Origin of the sequence: Pseudomonas hormoni (assembly GCF_018502625.1) — a bacterium.
GTDB lineage: Bacteria > Pseudomonadota > Gammaproteobacteria > Pseudomonadales > Pseudomonadaceae > Aquipseudomonas > Aquipseudomonas hormoni.
In genome coordinates, this window is record NZ_CP075566.1 from 1,830,274 (window position 1) to 1,852,715 (window position 22,442).

At 52.3% G+C, this 22,442-nt stretch carries 16 protein-coding genes and 7 pseudogenes; 9 read left to right on the forward strand and 14 right to left on the reverse strand.

Annotated elements, in window-relative coordinates:
* The first annotated feature begins 421 nt into the window (after positions 1-421).
* Entirely contained in the window at positions 422-790 is a 369-nt protein-coding gene (locus tag KJF94_RS08670; protein ID WP_214382609.1) for a hypothetical protein, read from the forward strand.
* A gap of 51 nt (positions 791-841) precedes the next feature.
* On the opposite strand, the pseudogene KJF94_RS30105 reads toward KJF94_RS08670, so the two are convergent.
* Together KJF94_RS30105 and KJF94_RS08680 are read right to left on the reverse strand one after the other, a co-directional pair.
* Positions 842-943, reverse strand: a pseudogene (locus tag KJF94_RS30105) (transposase domain-containing protein); the annotation flags it as partial.
* A gap of 7 nt (positions 944-950) precedes the next feature.
* Positions 951-1,160 (reverse strand): hypothetical protein, encoded by a 210-nt coding sequence (locus KJF94_RS08680; protein WP_094467276.1) that lies wholly within the window; start codon positions 1,158-1,160, stop codon positions 951-953.
* Positions 1,161-1,387: 227 nt separating this feature from the next.
* Between KJF94_RS08680 and KJF94_RS08685 the strand changes: the two genes are divergently transcribed.
* The 3 genes and pseudogenes from KJF94_RS08685 to KJF94_RS08695 all read left to right on the forward strand — a co-directional run.
* Positions 1,388-1,627 (forward strand): hypothetical protein, encoded by a 240-nt coding sequence (locus KJF94_RS08685; RefSeq protein ID WP_214384799.1) that lies wholly within the window; start codon positions 1,388-1,390, stop codon positions 1,625-1,627.
* Between the two features lie 798 nt (positions 1,628-2,425).
* Positions 2,426-3,049: pseudogene (locus KJF94_RS08690) on the forward strand (CHASE domain-containing protein); the annotation flags it as partial.
* A pseudogene (locus KJF94_RS08695) lies at positions 3,035-3,333 on the forward strand (transposase domain-containing protein); the annotation flags it as partial. The pseudogenes KJF94_RS08690 and KJF94_RS08695, both read left to right, overlap by 15 nt.
* An 88-nt stretch (positions 3,334-3,421) precedes the next feature.
* On the opposite strand, the gene KJF94_RS08700 reads toward KJF94_RS08695, so the two are convergent.
* The 5 genes and pseudogenes from KJF94_RS08700 to KJF94_RS08720 all read right to left on the reverse strand — a co-directional run bounded on the left by KJF94_RS08700 (position 3,422) and on the right by KJF94_RS08720 (position 10,293).
* Positions 3,422-6,844 carry a bifunctional diguanylate cyclase/phosphodiesterase gene (locus KJF94_RS08700; RefSeq protein WP_214382611.1) on the reverse strand — a complete coding sequence of 1,141 codons (3,423 nt, stop codon included), beginning with the start codon at positions 6,842-6,844 and terminating at the stop codon, positions 3,422-3,424.
* Positions 6,845-7,164: 320 nt separating this feature from the next.
* Entirely contained in the window at positions 7,165-7,539 is a 375-nt protein-coding gene (locus KJF94_RS08705) for a response regulator (protein ID WP_375379858.1), read from the reverse strand.
* Between the two features lie 143 nt (positions 7,540-7,682).
* Positions 7,683-9,308, reverse strand: coding sequence for a diguanylate cyclase domain-containing protein (locus KJF94_RS08710; RefSeq protein WP_214382613.1), 1,626 nt, complete (start codon positions 9,306-9,308; stop codon positions 7,683-7,685).
* Between the two features lie 284 nt (positions 9,309-9,592).
* Positions 9,593-9,874 (reverse strand): annotated as a pseudogene (locus tag KJF94_RS08715) (RAD55 family ATPase); the annotation flags it as partial.
* Entirely contained in the window at positions 9,871-10,293 is a 423-nt protein-coding gene (locus KJF94_RS08720; RefSeq protein ID WP_250548243.1) for a hypothetical protein, read from the reverse strand. The gene KJF94_RS08720 and the pseudogene KJF94_RS08715, both read right to left, overlap by 4 nt.
* A 788-nt stretch (positions 10,294-11,081) precedes the next feature.
* Between KJF94_RS08720 and KJF94_RS30110 the strand changes: the two are divergent.
* Positions 11,082-11,219 (forward strand): annotated as a pseudogene (locus KJF94_RS30110) (chemotaxis protein); the annotation flags it as partial.
* 206 nt (positions 11,220-11,425) lie between these two features.
* Here the strand turns inward: KJF94_RS30110 and KJF94_RS08725 are convergent.
* From KJF94_RS08725 to KJF94_RS08750, 7 genes and pseudogenes are all read right to left on the reverse strand, one after another.
* The gene (locus tag KJF94_RS08725) at positions 11,426-11,860 is read right to left on the reverse strand and encodes a PAS domain-containing protein (protein WP_109631416.1); all 435 of its coding nucleotides are present in this window, start codon (positions 11,858-11,860) and stop codon (positions 11,426-11,428) included.
* Between the two features lie 38 nt (positions 11,861-11,898).
* Positions 11,899-12,873 (reverse strand): annotated as a pseudogene (locus tag KJF94_RS08730) (oxidoreductase); the annotation flags it as partial.
* 150 nt (positions 12,874-13,023) lie between these two features.
* Entirely contained in the window at positions 13,024-13,794 is a 771-nt protein-coding gene (locus KJF94_RS08735; RefSeq protein WP_214382615.1) for an EAL domain-containing protein, read from the reverse strand.
* Between the two features lie 71 nt (positions 13,795-13,865).
* Positions 13,866-14,375, reverse strand: a complete 510-nt coding sequence (locus KJF94_RS30485; RefSeq protein ID WP_250548300.1) for a methyl-accepting chemotaxis protein — start codon at positions 14,373-14,375, stop codon at positions 13,866-13,868.
* Between the two features lie 33 nt (positions 14,376-14,408).
* Positions 14,409-15,182: pseudogene (locus KJF94_RS30490) on the reverse strand (PAS domain-containing protein); the annotation flags it as partial.
* 769 nt (positions 15,183-15,951) lie between these two features.
* Positions 15,952-16,362 carry a hydroxyisourate hydrolase gene (gene uraH, locus KJF94_RS08745; protein WP_033044307.1) on the reverse strand — a complete coding sequence of 137 codons (411 nt, stop codon included), beginning with the start codon at positions 16,360-16,362 and terminating at the stop codon, positions 15,952-15,954.
* Positions 16,363-16,372: 10 nt separating this feature from the next.
* Positions 16,373-16,876, reverse strand: a complete 504-nt coding sequence (locus KJF94_RS08750; protein WP_214382619.1) for a GlcG/HbpS family heme-binding protein — start codon at positions 16,874-16,876, stop codon at positions 16,373-16,375.
* Positions 16,877-17,026: 150 nt separating this feature from the next.
* On the opposite strand from KJF94_RS08750, the gene KJF94_RS08755 reads away from it, so the two are divergent.
* From KJF94_RS08755 to KJF94_RS08770, 4 genes are all read left to right on the forward strand, one after another.
* A complete protein-coding gene (locus KJF94_RS08755; RefSeq protein ID WP_214382621.1) occupies positions 17,027-17,698 on the forward strand; it encodes a heavy metal response regulator transcription factor in 672 nt (223 codons plus the stop codon).
* On the forward strand, positions 17,695-19,065 hold the full coding sequence (locus tag KJF94_RS08760) for a heavy metal sensor histidine kinase (protein ID WP_214384806.1): 1,371 nt from the start codon (positions 17,695-17,697) through the stop codon (positions 19,063-19,065). Before KJF94_RS08755 ends, KJF94_RS08760 begins: the two co-directional genes overlap by 4 nt.
* Before the next feature lie 309 nt (positions 19,066-19,374).
* A complete protein-coding gene (locus KJF94_RS08765; protein ID WP_214384808.1) occupies positions 19,375-20,934 on the forward strand; it encodes a sensor domain-containing diguanylate cyclase in 1,560 nt (519 codons plus the stop codon).
* Between the two features lie 289 nt (positions 20,935-21,223).
* Entirely contained in the window at positions 21,224-22,216 is a 993-nt protein-coding gene (locus tag KJF94_RS08770; protein ID WP_214382623.1) for a TerC family protein, read from the forward strand.
* The last annotated feature ends 226 nt before the right edge of the window (positions 22,217-22,442 follow it).

Sequence of the window (22,442 nt, forward strand, 5' to 3'; positions counted from 1 at the left end):
CGGATTTCGGTGTATAGGCAAACCAAGAGCCCTTCGACGGATGTTTACCTAGCGAGATATGCCTCATTATGGGCCAACCAATAGGAAAGCAGATGGCGCGAAAAATCACTTCGATCAGTATATCAAGCACGCTTGTACGTCCTTTTTCTGGGCGATAGAAACGATTGTAGCGTCTGGCCATTCCATTAGAGGTTACACGACCGCACCCAATTGGTAAGCGTCCGGCCAAGATCCCAAAGCTAATGGCAAGGGCGTCAGGAAGGCATATTGCTCGGGCGGCTATTGCTTGCGGTTGGTGGACGCGATGATTTCGATGGCCGCCCCCCTAGAAAGGACAGTAAGACTCCGGTCGTCGGGTCGCGGGATAGCTGGCCCCGGAAACGAAAGATACTTTGTGTGATCACTACATCAAGGACGGCACATGGAAATTACGATTCGCCGGAAGAGTGGTTTTTTTGATAACTCCTATGGACGATGCGTCCCGCTTTTAGTCCTCTTTGACGGCGCGGTTGTGGGCCGCTTGGCAACCGGCGAAATCATGGCCCTGACACTCCCGGACGTCTGCGGAACATTGCAAGTCGGCCTCCTTGACTCTAGGAAATCGCCTTACATTGGAAATATGGCTGATGACATCGTCTCGACCAGTAGGGGGCTTGGTATTTCCCCGAACCAAGCCGTTCAGGCTTTTTCAGTGAGGACTCGGAGGTGGGTTTTTTTTGATGTCGCCGATTTGGTGTATTTTGGGCCGCTTAGCCGCTGGGTGTTCGCGGTCGAGAAAGAACCGACATAGGGGGCTTGTGAGGCGGTTACTTGGTAAGCCCAGCTATTACCCTTTGCACGGTTAGACGGGCACCCATCTATGCGGCGGCAGCTCGTTAATCTCGCTCGCTCGCTGCGTCGGCAGGCGTGTGAGAACGTCCTTCAGGTAAGCATACGGATCATGGGGTAGATCACTCCGGTGCCATGAGCACCGCGAGAGTCATATTGATGAAATCTTCGTTCTTGCTAATGGTGTCCAGCGCTCCTCGAACGTTGCCGGCAACCTCCGCCGATCCGCGCTGCTCGACCCAAAGCGTCAGCTCCATGATCGCGGCTTCGAGTGCCAACTGGTTTTCATTGATCTTGTATAGCAGGGAAGGCAGCAGGTCTGAATTTGGCATCGCGATTCCTCCGTGGAAGAGGTCAGCGTAGCAGCAGGAGACTCTTTAGGAATAGATGGCCTTTCCAGCAAATAGAGGTGCGGGGTATGGCAGATCCCGAGCCTTTTTTACGATGCTTCCAATCGACTCATGTCCGGTCGTACTTCTCATCGGAAACTGACTGCGGTTGCTTGCGATGGTGGCTCATAGCCGCTAATAGTAAGGAGGTTCTTGGAGAGGGCGTGAAGATGATTTCAAGATTTGTTGTCGTCCCTGCAATCCCAACGGAAACGGGATCAATGCGCAACGGATCGCGTTTTTACTGCCAGACCGCACCAATAGGCTTCAACCTCTATGACAATGAGGAAAAGCTGCGGCTGAAGACAAGCTACCAGACCCGGGAAGAAGCCGAGAGTGAGTGCCTGCGGGTTAACATGGAGCGATTCCAGGGCGTCCTGTCAGAACGGGAAACCATACCGATTCTTTAGGCTCTCACCGATGTAAACGATTACCCGGCCCTTAGTTTCGGATAGCCAGCAGATTGGTGGGTACTAAGCGGTGATGTGCGACGCACTCCTGTTTCTCTTGGATGCTCAGCGTTCAATATTGAGCAAACAGTCTCTGCTTCAGCCCGGATTCGAACACGCCATGCTAGCTAGCTGCACCTCCCTCCACGAGATCTACAACACTATATCGCTTACGGCCGTCATACAATTTAGTAGTCTCGATCACCTTGAATCTTGGCTGCATGGTTGTGCGTTTCCTGCTAAAGAATGGTGATCTACAAGTACCGGCATCACTCCGTAATTTCACAACTGTGCAGGACTGAGCTGAGACAATTTATGACAGTGCACCTCGCCTTTTGTTGATCGAAGGAGGGGCGTTGAGGTGATTCGTGTTGCCTTGATTCCAATCCATGAGAGCTGGATGAGGTGCTCATTTCCATCAATTTAACGATTCGCTTCCGCCGCTAAACATGCGCGGCGGTTCCCCATTGGCACGCTGCGTAGAATTGGGCTTGTGCAATGGGAGTAGAATTCGCCCTACTGAGTAATGGCGAATTGCCCTAGAATCAGCTTGTTCTGTTGTCGCAAGCGAAGCCCGCAACCTCGCAAACGTTAAAAGCGTTATCACTCGGAAGGCTGAGATTTCAGCCCGAGCGCAACAGATGCTTAGATCAGGCACAACCGCAAGAAAGTACGACAAGGACGAGACGCGATGGGGTGTAAGGATCGGAGAGGGGCTGGCCAAGAGGCTGTGCACGTTTTACATGTTGGTCAACCAGGATGATATTCACTAAACGGCGCAGTTCCTTAGTGGAGTTCATTATTCTGGCTGTCGGCCTGGTTGGTTTTTCGGCCATGTTGCTGTTGAAGTCTGAGACACAACGGCGAGAAACGCGTTTCTCTGAATACGTGCAGAATATTTCCGGCATCGTGCGAAATCAGCTTGATACCAATGAAGCCGTGTTGGCGGGCTTCTCAGCATTTCTCCAGGCTGTTGACCAAAGTGATACGGAAGCTGCGGCCCGTTACGCGGCAGCCGTTTTATCCGCGTACCCCCACATTTACATGCTTGAGGCGGCGAGGGCGGTTCCCATCGTGGAGCAGGCTGCATTTGAGACTCTGATGCGCCGCACCTGACGTCCGGACTTTGAGCTCAAAGACTTCCCGAGTCTCACCCAGCAACCTGCCCAGCATCAGGCCTACCTCAGTGAGACCTGGCCTGTGTTGTTTATGTACCCGCCGCTTCCCGAATCCAGTTCTATCTATGGCGTTAGGTTGGAAACCGTTGGGCATTTTTCCTACGCGTTGGCCCGCACTCACAATAATCCGAAGCCGGTTGTATCACCTGTCTTCTCTATGTACGAAGGAGGCACCGCTTACATTCTCATGCAGTCCGTGAAACGCTGGGCAGCGCTGTCGCGCTACCTCGATGACGGGGCCGTACCCATTGACAACAATTGGGCCGAGAACCAGATCCCACCAAGGGCTCTTGGAGGCAAGAACTGGCTCTTCGCAGGGTCGCTACGCAGCGGAAAGCGGGCAGCGGCGATCATGAGCTTGATCCAGTCTGCGCGGCTGAATGGGCATGACCGTATGCTTATCTCAAAGATGTGCTGGCGCGGCTACCGATACACCGAGCCATTGAGGTCGATCAACTGCTACCGCACCTATGGCACCCAACTGTTTGAATATTTGAGCCTACCGCCGCACGCGAATTTAAGTGTCAAAGGCGTAACCAAAGACTGGATGAAGGAGGAGAGCAGCAGCGATCCAAGTTTAGTGTGAGGCTCTGATGCCAGAGCTAGTAAATAGTTGTTTGAGCCAAACTTCATAATCTGCTGCAGGCATTGGGCGTCCATACAGGTACCCTTGGCCTTGATCGCATCCTATATCTTTTAGAAACCTATTTTGCTCTTCGGTTTCAACGCCTTCTGCTATGATTTTGAAGCCCAGAGCATGTCCAAGCTCCACGATGGTTCTAGTAATCGCCACATCGCTGGGGTCGAGAGGTAATTCTTTAATAAAAGTCCGGTCAATTTTCAAGCTGTTGATGGGTAAGAGCTTAAGATAAGCTAAAGAAGAGTACCCTGTGCCGAAGTCATCGATGGCGGTCGTTACACCAAGACTTTGTAGCGTTCTTAATACCTCTCTCGAATGTTCTGGGCTCGCCATCATTAAGCTTTCAGTCACTTCAACCTCTAAAACACTGGCAGGCAAATCATATTCTTCCAGGGTGCTTCTGATGGTTTCGATGAAATCGCTTCTGTCAATTTGCAATGCGGCTACGTTTACCGCGATTACCCCGGGTTCAATTCGCCGATCACTCCACCGCTTTATGTCCCTACAAACGATATCAATTACCTGCTCACCGATCTGAATAATCAATCCTGTAGTTTCTGCCAAAGGAATAAAATCGGCAGGTGAAACAAGCCCCTTTACAGGGTCGCGCCAGCGTATCAGCGCTTCCGCTCCCTCAACATTATTATTTAAGAGGTTTATTTTAGGTTGATACCAAACTTCGAATTCATGGTTTTGCACCGCTCGCCTTAAAAAGCGTTCGCTGTTCAATCTTTCTTGAGCGCGCAGCGTCATCTCTGGCTGGTAAAAGCGATAGCCGTTACGTCCGCACTCTTTGGCACCATACATGGCCGTATCAGCCTGCCTCAGCAACTGTTCTGGCGTTTCGGAATCATAGGGCGCAACAGATATTCCGATGCTGGCCGTCAGCAGAGTAGACGTGCCTTTTAAATCGAAGGGCTCCTGCAGCGCATTCAACAGTTTTTTCGCGATGATAATGGCATCGGTAGGGTGCGCAAGATTGTTCAGAATCAACGCGAACTCATCTCCACCTAATCGCGAGACAGTGTCCTCCGAGCGCACGCACGATAAAAATCTGGTCGCTGCCTGTTGTAGCAGCAGGTCTCCCATTGAGTGGCCAAGACTTTCATTCACTGTTTTAAAACCGTCCAGGTCTAATACGATCACGGCCAAGGATTGGTTGTAGCTCAGAGACAGGTCGAGCGAGTGTTGCAATCGTTCGTGGAACAGCGACCGATTAGGTAGAGCCGTCAACGGGTCGTAGTGCGACATACGTTCGAGATCAGTCTGCGACTGATTGATGGCTGACATGTCGGAGAATACGGCAACGTAGTTAATGACTTTGCCAGCATCATTGTAAACTGTATTGATGGTCAACCATTTTGGATACTGCTCTCCATTTTTTCTACGACTCCACAGTTCGCCGCGCCAAAAACCTGTTAATTTCAGGTTGTCAAGGATGTCGCGATAGAATGCATTGTCTTGTTTTTCGGAAGTCAGGATGTTGGGTTTCAGGCCTATGGAATCTTCGGCGCTGAAGCCCGTAATTTTGGTAAAGGCGGCGTTGACCGATAATATATGTCCACGTGCATTGGTGATGATCACGCCGTCAGCAGTATTATCCAGAACGATGCCGGCGAGACGAAGCTGTTCAGTATTCTGTTTGATTTCGGTGATGTCAGTAGAAATCCCCAATACCCCAGTGGCTTGCCCTTCGGTGCCTCGCAATACGCACTTTGTCGTCAAGTAGGTATGCAGTTTTCCATGCTTGAGGATCTGATCTTCAAAGCGAAAGATTCCGCCCTTTGAGAGCACTTTTTTATCGTTGTTTCGAAGGGTACTCGCTTCTCCAAGGGGCAGATGCTTTTCTCGCGTGCTGCCCTCCATCTCTTGGAATTTGAAACCCGCCGTTTGTTCAAAAAGGCGATTGCACAGGCGCAGCCGTCCTTCGGTGTCATACACATAAATTAGAGAAGGGGCGTTATCAACAATATCCAGCAACAAGGCTTTTTGGGTCAGTAAGGCTTCTTCAGCCTGTTTCCGGTCAGAAATATCGCGTACCACGGCGTACAGCATCGGCTCGCCGGACAGCGTTACCGCACAAAGTGTTAATTCGGCAGGAAAGACAGTCCCATCAGCGCTTCTGTGTAGCCACTCAAAACGATGCACGCCATTCGCCAGGGCAGTTTCAAGCATCACTTGTGCTTTGATCGTGGTCGATTGGCCATCGCTCTGCAGTATCGGCGAGATGTCGGTTGCCCTGATCCGATGTAGCTTCGCTAGATCATTAAAGCCGAACATCTTGATGGCCGCTGCGTTCGCATCGGTGCAAATGCCTCTTCGACTCAGGATGCAAATGGGATCGGGAGAACGCTCAAAAAGGGCTCGGAAACGAGCCTCACTTTGTACCAGAGATAACTCCACGGTTTGGCGATCTCTGATTTCTTTGGCAAGCTCTGTATGACGCTGGTGTATGACCCTGTTGCTTTTGCTGAGCTGGGCTGCGAAATATGTGAAAAACCCGGTACACGTGAGGGCAATGAGAAAAAGAGGAGAAGTGAATAAGGAGGTGGTTGGCCAACCGTTCACGGGTATCGCCGCAAGTTGCCAGGTGCCACCGGGCACCTCGACATCGGTGGTGACAGCTTCTTCCAGAAAGACCCGGCCATCCCCGAAGAACGTGTCTCCACGGGCACCCAATCCGTCTTTTCCGCGAACTGCTACCTGGAGGCTATCAGGGACGTTAACGCCGCCAGCGTTGAGAAGGGGGACAACATCTGCAACCACCGATGCGTTACCCCAATAGCTATCTTCGTCGGTTGAATTTTTCACAAAAATCGGACGACGATAAATAAACCCTTGACCGCCTTGCACTAACTCAACGGGGCCAGCCAGCAGTGACGTTTTCTGCTCACGAGACCGTAAAAGTGCGTCGTATTGATCGGGTATCTTGCGATAGTCCATGCCTATGACTTTCTCGTTTCCTTCAACGGGAAAGACGTTACGCACAATATCGTTGGGGGCCAACGCGATGTGGTGAATATGGGATTTCGACGAAATAGCTTGCTTGGACATGCCGACAAAATGCTCGGACGAAATTCCGCCATCAAGCCTAAGCAACTGCGCTATGCCGTCCGTGACGTCAAAGGTCGAGCGCACTTCACTTTCAAGTTGTGTCCGCACATTCGCTAATTTTGAAATAACTTGAGCTTTCGCCTCGAAGGATTTTTCTCGTACATCAAAGTTGCCAAGAGCTACAGAAAGCGCGACTCCAGTGAGAAAAATGCTTACCGGTAACAAACAGCTACGCCACAAGTTTTGGTGCGCGTTACCTAACACAGATTCATCCTGATTTGCATGTGCCGCTCGTGATTTTTTCAAGCGTCACTCCTAAGGATCAATCATTTTAAAGGCACCTGCGGCATCGCCTGGGTGCACCGTGATTCGCTTCAGAGTGATTCCATTCGATAAGATCGGCTGCAGGCCGCACTTGGGGGCAAAAAAATTGAAGAAAGAATGAGATCGAATGAGGAAAAGGGGCTCCTCTACTGAATCATCAAGAATCGGATGGTCAGAGTCACCCTATATCAGCTGACCGCAGCTGAGCTGGATAGGTTCACATTTTCACAGCTAGCGTTAGGGGGGGAGGGAACCCCACTTCTCGTGAGCCATTTAAGCAAGTTGGCTGACTGACGTCGGTGTCAATTACCAGCCAACAGGCCTCTAACAGTGGCAAGAATCGAATCGATGTTGAACGGCTTTTCCAAAACAGCATTGAACAAATTTGATCTCTTCATACAGATGTGTGCTTGCGCGCCGCTGATCAAGATGATCGGTAAGTGGTTAACTGAGGGCAAGGCGCGGATGGCTTTGGCGAATTCGAGTCCGTCCATGACAGGCATCATGAAGTCGGTGATGATTAAGGCAGGCCGCTCTCGCTCAAACACCTCTAGACCTTTTTGGCCATTGCTGGCTTTCACGACCATGAAGCCTTCATCCTCGAGCGCGTAGCAGAGAATATCAGCGATTAAATATTCGTCGTCGACGACCAGGATACCAACAATTCTGATCCCCATGACTGATAACCTCTCGTGCAAGTGGGCGGTGACGTCACTCACTCTGGCATAGCGATACGATTATGGGCGGAGGCGTCCATCCCATTGCCTACGTGATGCTGCGCGTCGAGACGACGGGCATGTAACTCACCATCACAAAACAGCTATTTGGATTGCGGGTGCAACGGTAGCGTGACGATAAACTTGCTGCCGAGCCCTAAGCCACCGCTGAACACGCTTACCGAGCCTTGGTGCCCCTCGACCAATTCGCGAACGACTGTCAGACCAACCCCCAGGCCTGTGCCGTTTACCCCAATCGCGTGGGCGTCCTGAACGAAGGGATCGAAAATAAAAGGCAGAACCTCAGCGCTAATACCTATTCCGGTATCGGAAAAGATCAAGGTGATGTCCTCGGTACCGGCACCGACTACTAGCTCGATCGAACCATTATTGGGTGTGTACTTGGAGGCATTGCCAAGCAGGTTACATAAAATTTGCGTCAATCTGAGCTGATCGCCATTGATCATCAGCGGGCGACTTGGCTGGTGTACGACAAATTGCTGAAAGCGTAGATCGATCGCTGGACGACAAACATTGACCGTCTCATCGATAATCGTTGCTATGTCCACAGGCTGGAAGTTCAGGTTGAGCTTGCCTGTCTGGGCCCTGGATACGTCCATCAGGTCGTCGACCAGCCGCGCAATATGGCTCGTCTGACGCTCAATAATTGCCTGTATAGTAGCCAACCGTTCAGGGGAGGAGCGCATCAGCATCCCCGCCGCCAGGGTTAGCGGTGTCAGTGGATTGCGCAACTCGTGCGCAACTATTGCCAGAATTTTTTTCTGCTTATTAAGAGCGTCCTCCGCAGCGGCCTGGAGTTGTTGCGCGTTGAGTGCCGTTAATACCAACTGCTCGTTGGCCTCTCGCAATTGAGCACGCCGTCTTTCGTATTCCCCAGGGGCTATGTAGTGGTGGGCGCCGGGTTTTTTTTGTGTCTGGATAATGAGGAGGCGGGTAGGCAGCGGTACTGGAGGCAAGTCGGTGCTGTGAAAGGCTACCCCTAGACCATGCCGTTTCGCCCGATACATTGCCGCGTCAGCACAGTCGATCAACGTGTGCGGGTCATCTCCATCTTTCGGGTAATAACTCACTCCAATGCTCGCTGCCAGTTGCAGAACCTGATTCCCGATAGGATGTGGCACTCCAAGCGCCTTGATTATTTTCTCGCAGATACCCAATACATCGGTATGGCTGGTAGCGCCTCCCAGCAAAATAATGAACTCGTCCCCGCCGTATCGTCCAACCGTATCGTTCTTGCGTACCGCGCCACTGAGTCGCAGTGCAGCCTCCTTGAGCATTTCATCGCCGGCACTATGCCCCAAAGTGTCGTTGATCAATTTGAAGTGATTTAAATCCAAAAAGAGTACCGCGAGACCATCTCCGTCCGGCTTCGCTTCTTCGACCGCCTGGGCCAACCGTCCGAGTAGCAATCTGCGATTGGGTAGCCCCGTCAATACATCGAGCTGCGCGGCGTGAGAAACTTCACGCAGTGCAGTGGCTGCCTGTTCAACGCCAACTTGGGCTTGGAGAAGCGCCAGTACCAGTTGTTCATTGGCTTCGATTAACTGCCCGGACTGGTGGTTTTCCAGCACTTGGTGCTGAGTGTTCACGACTTTCTGCTCAAGAGCATCAAGCTTTAGGCGAGCCTCCTGAGTTTTCTGAACAACCAGAGTCAGCTCGATGCTCGCAGCAGCGAGCGCTTGTTTGTCGTTGTCCGTTTCGCGGCTCACGAAAGCGCCCCAAGTTCATCCGTCTCAAACTGCGGCAACGGCATTTGATTGTTCTTCTGAGTCGGGCGGCCCCCTAAGAGACCTTCTTGCTCAACAAGCATTTTGCTAATACGAATGCCGTAATCGTCGATTTGGTACAGGCGTAACTCATCGGAGTAATCGCTTGCACGAACCTTCTCCTCTGCCATGACTCGCAGCAACCGACTTTCAATTTCGATACAGCGCTGAACAATAATCGTATCGGTCGAGAACGCCGTGCCGTAAGGGCTGAAGCGGAGGTCGGTGATGTACCGGATCGAACGCGTCACTGCTTCGTTGTCGAAGAACTCAAACTGCTGCTGATACCGCAACATCTTTAATGGCGGCTCACCCAGCACGATGAAATACAGAGCTGGTCGTTCCGGTGTAGCCAGGGCGAACATCATGTGATGCGCCAGCGTTTTCTTTCCGCAGCCCGGTGGGCCGGTGATCAGATTGAACGAAAACTCCGGCAATCCTCCGCCTAGCACCTCATCCAGTCCTGGCACACCTGTGCGCAAGCGATTGATTGTCATTTTGGTATTCATGACGAGGTATCCTGCGCAGGGGTGTCGCTAAAAGAGTTTTCCCACACGGGCTGCAACAGACGTTCGGATAGAGAAGATCCTATAAACGAGATCAGCAGCTCATTCAGAGTCTTCAGTAAATCGTCACCATATGCTGTGGCTGTGTCGCTGGTTTGCTGCGCGAGCAGGGATCTCAACCTAGAAAAGTCTTTCTCGAGGTTGTCGTTGAGGCTGGAGAGACAATTGTGACGTGAGGCGCAGATAAAAACGCTTCGCCTATAAAGCGCTAACACCCCTCCCTGGCCAATAATCGGCGCGAGAGTAGTATAAATATCCCTGAATGTTGCCACTACCGCATTGGCGTTTTGTCCGGCGTTCGGAGTGTCCCCGGCGCGTTTAGCCGTCGATGCCGAAATCCTGCGGCTATCATCCCTTTCCATGCACAGGTATCACTTCATGATGATATTTCTCGATGGTACACCCTGTTCCCCAGATCAACAGGCCTATTTTCAGCAAGGGATTTTGCGGGTGACTCCCGCTATTGTAGAGGTCAAGTATCACTAAAACATAACGCTTCCAGCCTCCGACTTTGAACTCTGCCACATCGGTTGCGTGGACACCATTACCCTTAGCGTGAGCGTTTGAGTAGGTGTATTGGCCAGGCGCGTACTTTCTGCTGAAATAGTTGCCAGTATTCAGGTACGTAGACTTCTGTGAGCGCTTAGCTCGGTTTCATTGCTCGTCGTGGGCTCATTGGCGATGACGGCTGCCAGGCTACTATCAATTGATTGACGGCGTTAGGAACTAGAAATGAAGTGCTTTCTGTAAATTTTCTTTATCCAACGGATCATCGATATCAAGGGTTGATGTTCGGCATTTAAAGAAATGGGAATGTGTGGTACGACAATCTACAGGTATCGAGCGTTTTTACATAAAAAGCCCATTCGATATGTGATCGTTTAGCAAAAAACAAACTTATCAAGCCTTGTTTAGCCCCGGCATCCTTGCGCGAATGTCGATTCAGCTAAGTTTGGATACTAATCGATTGTCAGTAATATTAGTAGCTCACGAGCAGAACGCAAGCTTCCCGCGCACCAGCCTGGGTGGAAACACAGCCCGATGAAGTTGAATCTCAGCATGTGGGCCCTAAATTTGCTGGCTTTAATTCGACTCAATGCGTTTGTGTTGACGTCTGTGAGAGAATTTTGCCAAGCACTTAAATGGCCTGGTGGTTAGGTTTGCGACGGTAGTCACGGATCAGGTTGCGTGTGAGCTCCAAGTCAGTAAGGTATCTGAAACGGCATATGAGATTTCTCAGCAGACCGATGTTAGTGTTCAACACGGCGCGGTCGTAGGGATGACCACCTTTTATCTCCAATCGAATCGAAGCTCTGCAGCAATTTAGGCGATTTTTGCAGAGAAGAAATCCTGGCGGTCGGTGACTTGGAGTCGGAGTTAGTACCTTGCTAAACGACAACCAATATTTGGTGTTTGAACAGGGACTTTATTAGACCGGACATTGCTGGAGCGTTAACTTATCAAGTCCGTACGGAGTTAATCTTTGCGCTCCAATTATCCGAGTTGCTTCTTCAACAGTGCGAGTTCAGCTTCCAGTTCGCGCACTCGCTCGCTAGCCTCAACCTCGACGCTGACGTCCTTCTGGATACCGATGAAGTAGGTGAGTTGATCTGCGTCGTTGAACACTGGGGTAATCGACAGTTCGTTCCAGAAGGCGCTGCCGTCCTTGCGATAGTTGCGAATGACTTGGCGGCAGGGGAGAAGGTTCCTTATCGCCTCGCGGATTACTGTCAAACCAGCTTGGTTACGGTCATCACCCTGCAGGAAGCGGCAGTCCTGGTACAGGATGTCGTCAACGCTGTACCCCGTCAGGCGCTGAAAGGCGGGGTTGGCATAGATCAGGATGTTTTCGTCGCCTTCCTGCTCTGCTACCACGATGCCGTCGTTGGATGCTTCAACCACCAGTTTCAGCAGTTCTGCGTCGATCATTTTCAGAGCCCCAGTGAGTGACATCTCATTTTTAGCGGTTACCCGCCATACACGGAGTAATCAGTATAACCCTCGGCATACCGCCATACAGTATGGCTGAGTTCAGAGGGTTCAGCGGCCAATCGTTCGCGATTCTGGCTGGTAGATCCGGGGTGGCCATGACCGTACGGCCGAAAGCGACGAGGTCGGCCAGTCCTGAATCCAGCAACTGTGTAGCGCTTTGTGCAGTGTACCGACCGGCGTAGATGATCGCCCCGCTGAAGGAGCTACGGACTGCGCGACGGAACGATTCCGGCATCCGTGGTGCATTATCCCAGTCCGCTCCGGCGATGGAGAGGTAAGCAATGCCAGCATACTCAAGAACTTTGATCGCTTCGATGTAGGTGGTATGAGGATCGTCTTCAACCATCCCTAGGTAAGTGCGCTCCTCATCGGTGCTGCTGACAATGGCGCGAAACGGACGCCAACCTTCTCTTTGCTAATACACTCGGCTACCCCAGCAACCACCTCACGCAAAAACCGTAGGCGGTTGTGAAGGGAGCCGCCGTACTGGTCTTCGCGATGATTGCTATGGACTGAAATGAACTGATTGACCAGGTAACCATTGACGCAATGTAGCTCAATACCGTCGAAGCCTGCTTCCATGGCATTACGTGCCGCCTGAATCTAAAGCTGTACAAGTTCTTCAACTTCACGAGTGATCAGAGCTCTTGGTGTTGACGGCTTCATCAATGCTCCGGCACCTGGTTCGGTTTCTCTGAAGACACTCACTCGTTCGGTCGCAATGGCAGAAGCCGAAACAGGAGCTGCACTCTCAGGTTGCAGGGAGGTGTGAGAGACGCGTCCTACGTGCCAGAGCTGCGCGAAGATAACGCCTTCGTGGCCATGCACAGCTTCGGTCACTTCATGCGATCCAGCGATCTGCTCGGCTGTATGGATGTCTGGAGTCCAAGCATAACCTTGTCCCCGGGTTCGATCTGAGTGCCCTCGGTAACAATCAAGCCCGCACCCGCGTAACTCAATGGTAAGCAGGCGGTGGTGGTACTCAAGGTGAGCACGAAGGAGATGGGGCAATCCGAGTAATGCTGGGAGCAAACAGATTCTCCGCAAAACACTCAGAGTATTGATCGCCTCGATTTATAAAAAGTGAGGGCACCTTATATCTAGCCGATGTTTGGTATCGGCCAGGTCACGTTAGGCAGCGTTTCATATTCGGGCTTTGCGAACAGATAACCTTGATAGTAGTTAATGCCCAAGGCTAGTAACTTCTGCAATTCAGCATTGGTCTCTACGCCCTCTGCAATCACTTCAATTTTGAGAGCTTTGCATACACCTAATATACCTTGGACGATTGCCTCTCGCACCGGGTCAGTGCCTATGCTACGTACCAGGGTCATGTCCAGTTTTATGATGTCGGGTTGAAACTCTGCCAGCAAATTGAGCCCCGAGTACCCAGCACCGAAATCATCTATCGCTGTCTTGAAGCCTTTAAGGCGATATTCTCGAATGATGCTTTTTAGATGTTCCTTGTCCACCAGTTCTTCGTTTTCGGTGATCTCGAAAATCAGCCTTTCGGTAGGAAATCCAAATCTGCGTGCGGCTTCAAGCGTCGCACGAATGCACGTGGCTGCTTGATAGACCGCATTGGGTAAGAAGTTGATGCTGACAAAGCAGGGTATTTGTAAGCGCGAAGCAAGCTCAACAGCCTTGACTCGACATGCTTGGTCAAAGGCATAACGGTTCTGTTCGTTCACCTTTCCAAGAATGGCAGCGGCACCACTGCCATCGCAACCACGTACCAAAGCCTCGTAGGCAAAAATACTGTTGTCGCGCAGATCTACGATTGGCTGGAACGCCATACTGAACTCAAAATCCAGTTCATTGCCCTCCCGGCAGGCGCTACAAGGAGATACTGGTCGTGATTTTTCGTTCATTCAACCCCCGCTTTTCAATCACTATCCATGTGTCGATCAAACCAAGATTTTGCACATGCCGCAAGGCTGAATCATCTAGCTAATGTCGACGAGAAATTGCTGATCGCCTTTACGACTTGGCGAGCACTATCCTGAATATCCAGGATTACTTGACCAGCCTCACCGGCTAATTTGACTCCTTGTTCTGCCTTGTCTTTACTCGCCTCCATCCTGGCAACTGCCCCCTGGGCCAATAAACGATTGTGCTGCACCACCTCGACAATTTTGATGGTGGCCTGGCTTGTGCGCGAAGCCAGATTGCGCACTTCGTCAGCGACCACCGCAAAGCCTCGACCCTGCTCTCCGGCACGAGCGGCTTCGATGGCGGCGTTTAGCGCAAGAAGATTCGTTTGTTCGGCGATGCCACGGATGGTCTGCACGATGCTGCTGATTACTTCCGACTGCTGGCTGACATCTTTGATACCTTCGGCTGCGTGATTCAATTCGCCAGCCAGGCTTTGCATGACATCCACGGTCTCCTGCACCACTCGGGCGCCTTCGTGTGCTGTATTGTCGGTTTTCAGTGAAGTCTCGTAAGCCATGCGTGCTGCTCGTGACTCAGTTTCCTGCTGGAGAACCTGAGCCGTGATATCGCTCGCAAACTTAACTACTTTGTAAAGGCTGCCGCTGGCGTCGAACACCGGATTGTAAGTCGCACGTAACCAGACGGTTTGTCCCTGGTGGTTGAGGCGCTTGAAGTTACCGGAGAAAAATTCGCCGTGATTCAGGCGCTCCCAGAACTGGCGATACTCGTTGGATTCACTTTCGCTACGCTCACAGAACAGACGATGGTGCTTGCCAACAATCTCATCGAGGCGGTAACCCATCACTGCAAGGAAGTTCTCGTTGGCGCTAATGACTTCTCCCTGCCGGTTGAACTCAATGGTTGCCATGGAACGGTTAATCGCGTTGATTTGACTTTCCTGCTCTTGTTCCTTCTGCACCCGAGCAGTGACATCAGTAGCAATCTTGACGACCTTAATCACCCGTCCAAAGGCGTCGCGAACAGGGTTATAGCTGGCCTCCAGCCAGATCTCACGCCCCTGTTTGTCCACGCGCAGGAAGCGGTCGTTTATGGACTCACCATTACTCAGGCGTGACCAAAAACCTTGATAAGCGACGCTGTAGGCGTAGGTCGGTGTACAGAATAAGCGGTGATGCCGGGAGTGAATTTCCTCAAGGCGATAGCCCATTACGCTCAGGAAATTGTGATTGGCGCCGAGGATCGTGCCATCAGGTTGGAACTCAATCAGAGCCATGGAGCCACCTAATGCTGCGAGGGTGGCTTCGCAGTCAGCCAAGCGCTGCTGGCTGACGACCAGTTCTTTTTTGATTTGCGAGTTGAACATACGAACCTCAGTGGCTATGGACTGCTTGGCACTTTCATCAAGTCAACGCAAAACCTATACAAAGATATGGTTTTGTACAAGATAATTTGAGGTTAAACGCGAGGAATGCATGTTGATCGCGGGTATTGCGCTGATCGGGTAGGGGATTGAGCACCGGCAATTGACTATCGGTTTACGCAGCTGTCGCATAATCGGCAGAGCACTCGATATCCGACCGAAAGGGGCGAACGGATTGCGCCTCAAGTCATTTTAGTGGCCGAAGTACCTAAAGCTTGCGGCGCGCGAGCTCCATGTTGCGGGTTCAAGCCCATCACACCGGACGCCGACAAATAGAGCAGTTGGGGCTCATTAGCGCCTCTGCGCAGGACATTGATTTATCGAGCGCAGAGCGGGCATTCGTCGTCAAAGTAAAGCATCACCGCCTTCTGATCAGCCTTATGCGCATGACATTATCTTGTATAGGTTTGTATCAAGTACGCCGAGGAACAGACTGAGGAAGGGCGCCATTCTTTCCGCCGTGAAATCGACCGCATGCCCTTTTCTCAGCATGGCCAACCAGGGCTTTTGATGAGTGGCCCACAATTCATGGTCAAGGATCAGAAAGGAGTTGTCGCCGGCATTCCCCCCTAAAACGTGAACCAACTCTGAGGAGTCGGCCAGGTCATCGCTGAAGATTTTGATGCCGAAAAGTTAAGCGACAGTGTCGCCCTTTTGAGTAGGGGCGGCTGTCTTCACCTTCGGGCGGTATCCATTTGGTATCGCTTAACGATCAATTCCCTCGGTATGTGGAGAAGCCGTAAGGGCTGAGAAGCAACGGGATGTGATAGTGAGGAACGGTACCGTCCACCTCAAAAATGACCGGTACCTCCGGAAAGAAGCTGGACGTTTTGTGCGACTTGAACCACTCACCAGTCTTGAAGGTGACACGGTAGGTACCTTTCTCCAAACCCCGACCTTCCGGATACAGCCCGGTGATACGACCTTGCTCGTTGGTTGCCGCGCTGTTGAGCATGTCCCAGTTTTTCCCATCCTGTTTTTCCAACGTGACGTTGACGCCAGGGGAGGGCAGGCCATCCTGCAAGTTAAGTACATGCACGCTCAATGGATTTGTTGCCGCTGATGCAAGGGCTGAAAGGGCACTCAATACAGCGCCAGCGAAGAAACTTTTCAATACAGTCATGGTGATGTCCTTAGTTTTTAACGGCAGGTAAAACTTTGTTGATGGCGACCTCCGCACAACGTTCATCGTGTGCAGCGCCACCCGCACCGGCCACACCGATGGCGCCGATGACCTGGTCATCGAACTTCAATGGCACGCCTCCACCCAGCAGCAACAACTCATCAAGGGTGTTGAGGTTTTCAGCATCCGGAGTACTGCGCGCACGCTCCGCCAACTGCCGCGTCGAAGTCTTGGTCGACAGGGCGGTATAGGCTTTACGTTGTGCGGCTGACGTGTTGTGCGGGCCGACATTGTCATCGCGTTGCACAGCAACCAGATTGCCGCCACGGTCAACAACTGCGGCAACGGCTGAGCGGCCATCGGCGTGACAGGCCGTCAGCGCGGCTGTTAGCAAATCGTTGGCCATTGCGAGTGACACGTCCTTGCGTTGCGCAACCTGATCCGGGGCTGCAACGGCGAACGCAGAGCTCATTGCGAGCGTGATCAGCAATGAAGTCGATAGGCTTGTACGCATGGTGTTTCCTTGATTGGTTGAGTCTTTCTGAGTCATTGCCAGACATCATGACCAGCCCACCCCGTCAGAATGATTGCCTCCTGATTACCAATATGTAATGTGAGAAAACAGCGAAGCGGGCTAGCCTGTGCTCCAGTCCTGGAGGAAAAAATGCGTATCCTGGTGGTTGAAGATGAAACGAAAATGGCGGATTACCTGCGCAAAGCCCTGACTGAATCGGGCTATGCGGTAGAGATCGCCCTTGACGGGCTGGACGGCCAGCATTTGGCGCAGGAGAGTGAGTTCGATCTGATCATTCTGGATGTCATGCTGCCGGGGTTGGACGGCTGGCAATTACTGCAAATCATCCGGCGTAAGTGGCAGACCCCGGTACTGTTTCTCACCGCACGTGATTCGGTTGATGATCGGGTCAAAGGGCTGGAGTTGGGGGCCGATGATTATCTGGTGAAACCCTTTTCCTATGCCGAGTTGTTGGCACGGGTACGCACTTTGCTGCGCCGTGGCCCGCCTCGCGAGGTTGAGCATTTTGTGGCTGGCGACCTGAGCCTGGACTTGTTACGACGCAAGGTAACGCGCAACGGAGAGCGCCTCACCCTGACGAACAAGGAGTTCTCCCTACTGCATCTGCTGCTCAGTCGTGAAGGGGAGGTGTTATCGCGCTCGCTGATTGCCTCCCAAATCTGGCAGATGAACTTCGACAGTGACACCAATGTGGTGGATGTCGCCATCCGTCGACTGCGGGCCAAGGTTGATGATCCTTACCCGCTGAAATTGATACACACAGTCCGTGGTATCGGTTACATGCTCGAGGTGCAATCCTGAATCTATATCCGCGCACTCTGAGCCTGCGCCTGGCCATCATGTTCGCACTGGTCAGCGCGCTATTACTGGGCTCCATTGGTTTTTATCTTTATCAATCGTTACAGCGAGAGATTGCCTGGCGCGATGACCAGGCCTTACTGGGGCGCATTGAGCGAATGCAAGCATTGATCAGCGATAGCGACAGCATCGAGCAACTGCGAGGTCGGCCCAAGCTCTACGAAAACATGTTGGGCAATCGCGACAGTCTGCTATGGATTGTCGATGACACCGGCAAGGTGTTGATCGAAATCAACCCGGTGGGTATGACTTTTCCAAAGTTGCCGGGTGCGCCCCATGCTCGCCTCGTTGACGATCACTCTTCCGAGCCAGTGCGGCTTGCCTGGCAGGATGTCATGCAGGGTGATCGCGGCTTGACCCTGATCGCTGGCAAGTTGTTGGGGGAGCGCGAGCAGATGATGGGGGTTTACCGACTCAAACTTTGGTTGGCCATGTCAGTCGGTGCGCTGCTGGCTTTCGCATTCGGCTGGTGGGTGAGTCAACGAGGCTTGCACCCTGTGCGCCTGCTGGCCAAGCGTGCTGCCGGAATCGATGTGCAGCATCTTCATCTGCGGCTGGATGAGTTCAGTGAACTGAATGAGCTCAAACCGCTCTGTAGTGCCCTCAACCAGATGCTTGCACGCCTTGAGGACGGATTCGCCCAGCTTTCACGTTTCTCGGAAGACCTCGCCCATGAGATGCGAACCCCACTAGGCAACCTGATGGGACATACCCAACAAACCCTGAGACGCAGTCGCTCTATAGAGGACTATCAGAACCTGCTGGTTTCCAATCAGGAAGAGTATGAAAGGCTGGCCCGAATGATCGACAGCATGCTGTTTCTAGCTCGCACCGAGCAGCCAAACGCTTGCGTAAAATTTGAGCAAATCAACCTGCACGATCTCATTGAGCAGCTCTGTGAGTATTTCGAAGGGGTAGCGCAAGAACGAGATGTGCAACTGATAAACCAGACCCAGGATCAGTTGCTGGGTGATCCAGGCTTGATCCGTCGAGCACTGGCTAACTTGCTGGCGAATGCGCTGCGCTACGCAATTCCCAACTCTGCAGTGACGATCAGCAGCAGGGTTTTGGAGCACAGGCTCGATATCACGGTGCACAACCACGGCGAGCCGATTGCAGCAGAACATCTTCCACGATTGTTTGAGCGCTTTTACCGGTGTGACCCATCACGCAATCAACCCGACGATTCCGGTGGTCTGGGATTGGCCATCGTTCGTTCGATTATGCAACTGCATGGCGGTTGTATAACCGTTGATAGCACTGACGCAGGTACGAGCTTTCACTTGGAGTTTCCCCTTATAAACGACTGAGCTCGAACCGAAGGTATTGCACACGACACAGCGAATGCTGGCAAATTGCCCTATAGTGAGTTTCGTTGCAGTGATGACCATCTAGGAAGCAGCAAATGGGGCTCGAAAATTTTTCTTTCGAGCACATGCGAAAGGGGTAGTCGCAGTGCAGAGCAGAAATCGTATCGGATCTGATCCCTTGGGAGTTGTTTTCAATGCTCAGCGACCTTCAAATCGGCATTTATCGGTCGTTCACCCGCGATCTCGTTTAGCTTCAACGGTGCTTGCCAAGGCTCGGCTCTCGCTCTGCGCCTTGGAAAAGTTAAAGTGATGCTTACTAGGCGGCGCAGCTCCCTAGCAGGTTTCATTATCCTCGCTGTCGGATTGGTTGGTTTTTCAGCTCTGTTACTGCTGAAGCCCGAGACTGAACGTAGAGAAAAGCGTTTCTCGGAATACGTGCAGAATATTTCCGGCATCGTGCGCAATCAGCTTGATACTAATGAGGCTGTGCTGGCGGGTTTCTCGGCATTTCTTCAGGCCGTCGATCAGAGCGATACGGAAGCTGCGGCCCGGTATGCTGCTGTCGTTTTAGCCGCTTACCCTCATATTTACATGCTTGAGGCGGCGCGGGCGGTACCCATCGCCGAACAGGCGGCTTTTGAAGATCTGTTGCGTCGTACTTGGCGTCCAGACTTTCAACTCAAGGATTTTCCGAGTCTCACTCACCAACCTGCGCAACATCAGGTCTATCTCAATGAGACTTGGCCTGTATTGTTCATGTACCCCTTACTCCCAGAATCGAGTTCGATCTATGGCGTCAAGCTAGAAACCGTCGCCTATCTGTCCTATGCGTTGGCTCGAACACACAATAATCAGAAGCCGGTGGTATCGCCTGTTTTCTCAATGTATGAGGGGGGTGACGCTTACATTCTGATGCAGTCAGTCAGTCGTCCTGAACAGGATCGAGAGAACACCCGCCCCAATTTCTTTGGCAGCAAGATGGTGTCTTTGCTTTTGATCAAGACGGATTCGCTACAGGATGCTGTGAGTTATGCGAACGTAGATCCCCTGGTTCGCGTCAGTGCTGTCCTGAAAACCTCTGCAGGATCTGAAAGCAATGTCTTTTCAACGCAGACCGAGCAAGCCGGTATCCTGGATCGCCTCCTATTGCCGGCTCTGTCTGACCGAGTCGAGATCAGAAGTGTTTCACAACCGATGACCTTGTTGTTTGAGCGCCAGTTGCGATTAGGGGATATTCTGACAGCGGAAACATTGATCATCCTTGCGGTTCTCGCGGGGGCATTCGTGCTTGTGCCTGTGGTGTTGATTCGTCATTTCAAAGCGATCGAAAGAGCAGAGGTTGAACACGAACGCTCGGCTTATCTCGCAACTCATGACGTGCTCACCCAACTGCCTAATCGCTACCTTTTCGCCGATCGATTTGATCAGGCCTTCTCCGATTGGAAAGTGAACGGGGTTCCGTTTGCCGTGCTGTTGATCGACCTGGATCACTTCAAGGATATCAACGATAAGTACGGCCATGAGGTCGGCGATCAGGTTCTCCGAGCGGTCGCAAATCGAATGCTTCAAGCCACTCGCTCGTGTGACACCATCGCACGCTACGGCGGGGATGAATTCGTGATTTTGGTTACAGGCATTATCCACCCCGAGAGTGCGGAACTGAGGGCGGCGAGGGTGCTCGAAACCATCGCGCAGACAGTCGTGACCAGTGCAGGAGAGCTTTCAATATCGTGCAGTATTGGAGTCTCGCTGTGTCCTATCCATGGCAAGAGTCTCGATACATTGCTTAAGGCGGCGGATCAGGCCATGTATGGCGTTAAACAACTGGGGCGAAAAGGAGTCGCGATGACTGAGTCCCCGGAAGCTTGAGATGCTTATAGGATATTCAGGCTCTTTTAATCGCTAAGTTCGGCAACAAAAAAAGCCAGGGAGCCAGGCTCTGTTAAAGGTTCTCTGGATGCAGATATCATTTCTGCATATCGGCATTCCGACTTCCGCTACGACCTACCGATTTGAAATAACTTGCAAACCTTGCGTGATTGAGAAACCCCACACGCCTCTCTAGATTTGAACTCGCAATGCCGGGCCCCTCTGACAGCTACCCGCTGCCATGTCGGAGTTGCAGTTTGTATAACTTCGACACTTAGAGGAGAGGCTCATGACTGCCCTAGAACCGTTCTTCCTGGCCGAGTTCCTCGGCACCGCCACTTGGTTGTGGCTAGTCTTTATAAGCATCGTGATAGGCCTGTTGGTCTTCGACCTCGGGGTTCTCCACCGTGAGCAGCGAGAAATCGGCGTTACTGAAAGTCTGCTGCTGTCTGCTGGCTATATCACGGCTGGCTTGCTGTTCGGCCTCTGGGTCTGGCATGTCAAGGGTGTTGACGCCGGGATGGATTTCTACACCGGTTTTCTGATCGAGAAATCGTTGTCGATGGACAACGTGTTCCTGATGGCGATGATCTTCAGCTTCCTCTCTATCCCGCGTAGGTATCAGCACGAGGTGCTGTTCTGGGGCATTCTCGGTGTAATCGTGCTGCGCGCGATCATGATTGGCCTGGGGGCGGCGCTGATCGCCGAGTTCAGCTGGATTCTGTATGTGTTCGGAGTCTTCCTGCTGTTGACTGGGGTGAAGATGCTGTTCAGCAAGGTCGATGCCCATCCGAACCTTAGCGAAAACCTGCTGGTGAAGTTCTTGCGCAAACACATGCGGGTAACCGAGCAACTGCATGAAGGGCGCTTCTTTGTCCTTCAGGCGGATGCCAGCGGCAAGTCCGTGGTCTGGGCGACGCCGTTGTTCTTAGCCTTGGTGCTAATCGAATGTGCCGACCTGGTGTTCGCCGTGGACAGCGTGCCAGCGATCTTCGCCATCACCCAAGACCCTTTCATCGTCTACACCTCGAACATCTTCGCCATCCTTGGCCTGCGTGCGTTGTATTTCGCCCTGGCGGCGATGATTCACCGCTTCGCCTACCTCAAGTACGCGCTGGCACTGGTGCTGGTGTTTATCGGTGGCAAGATCTTCCTGGTCGGCATCATCGGCAAGATTCCGGCGGGCATTTCCCTGAGCGTGACCCTGGGGCTGTTGCTGGGCGGTGTGCTGCTGTCGCTGTGGAAAACCCGCGACCAGGCCTCTGCTGGCTCGCAGGAGTAAATCTAAAAAGTTGGCTGCCGCCAGTCGGCTGCCTCCTAGCGAATTGGCGACTTTGAGAAATGGGGATAGTGACCGACTCGGCATTAGTCGAGCGTGGGATAGCGCCAAGGCGGTACTGGAAACGCCAGTGGATCCCCTCTGATCAATCCACATTGCTATCGACTAAATAGCGCCGGCAAGCGCGAGCTGGTTTTCGTGAAGGGTTTAGAGTACGTCCGGCATTTGG

Coding starts and splice junctions, on each gene's coding strand:
- KJF94_RS08670 (WP_214382609.1), top strand. CDS start 422: ATGGAAATTACGATTCGCCGGAAGAGTGGTTTTTTTGATAACTCCTAT.
- KJF94_RS08680 (WP_094467276.1), bottom strand. CDS start 1,160: ATGCCAAATTCAGACCTGCTGCCTTCCCTGCTATACAAGATCAATGAA.
- KJF94_RS08685 (WP_214384799.1), top strand. CDS start 1,388: ATGATTTCAAGATTTGTTGTCGTCCCTGCAATCCCAACGGAAACGGGA.
- KJF94_RS08705 (WP_375379858.1), bottom strand. CDS start 7,539: ATGGGGATCAGAATTGTTGGTATCCTGGTCGTCGACGACGAATATTTA.
- KJF94_RS08720 (WP_250548243.1), bottom strand. CDS start 10,293: ATGGAAAGGGATGATAGCCGCAGGATTTCGGCATCGACGGCTAAACGC.
- KJF94_RS08725 (WP_109631416.1), bottom strand. CDS start 11,860: ATGATCGACGCAGAACTGCTGAAACTGGTGGTTGAAGCATCCAACGAC.
- KJF94_RS08735 (WP_214382615.1), bottom strand. CDS start 13,794: ATGAACGAAAAATCACGACCAGTATCTCCTTGTAGCGCCTGCCGGGAG.
- KJF94_RS30485 (WP_250548300.1), bottom strand. CDS start 14,375: ATGGCTTACGAGACTTCACTGAAAACCGACAATACAGCACACGAAGGC.
- uraH (WP_033044307.1), bottom strand. CDS start 16,362: ATGACTGTATTGAAAAGTTTCTTCGCTGGCGCTGTATTGAGTGCCCTT.
- KJF94_RS08750 (WP_214382619.1), bottom strand. CDS start 16,876: ATGCGTACAAGCCTATCGACTTCATTGCTGATCACGCTCGCAATGAGC.
- KJF94_RS08755 (WP_214382621.1), top strand. CDS start 17,027: ATGCGTATCCTGGTGGTTGAAGATGAAACGAAAATGGCGGATTACCTG.
- KJF94_RS08765 (WP_214384808.1), top strand. CDS start 19,375: ATGCTTACTAGGCGGCGCAGCTCCCTAGCAGGTTTCATTATCCTCGCT.
- KJF94_RS08770 (WP_214382623.1), top strand. CDS start 21,224: ATGACTGCCCTAGAACCGTTCTTCCTGGCCGAGTTCCTCGGCACCGCC.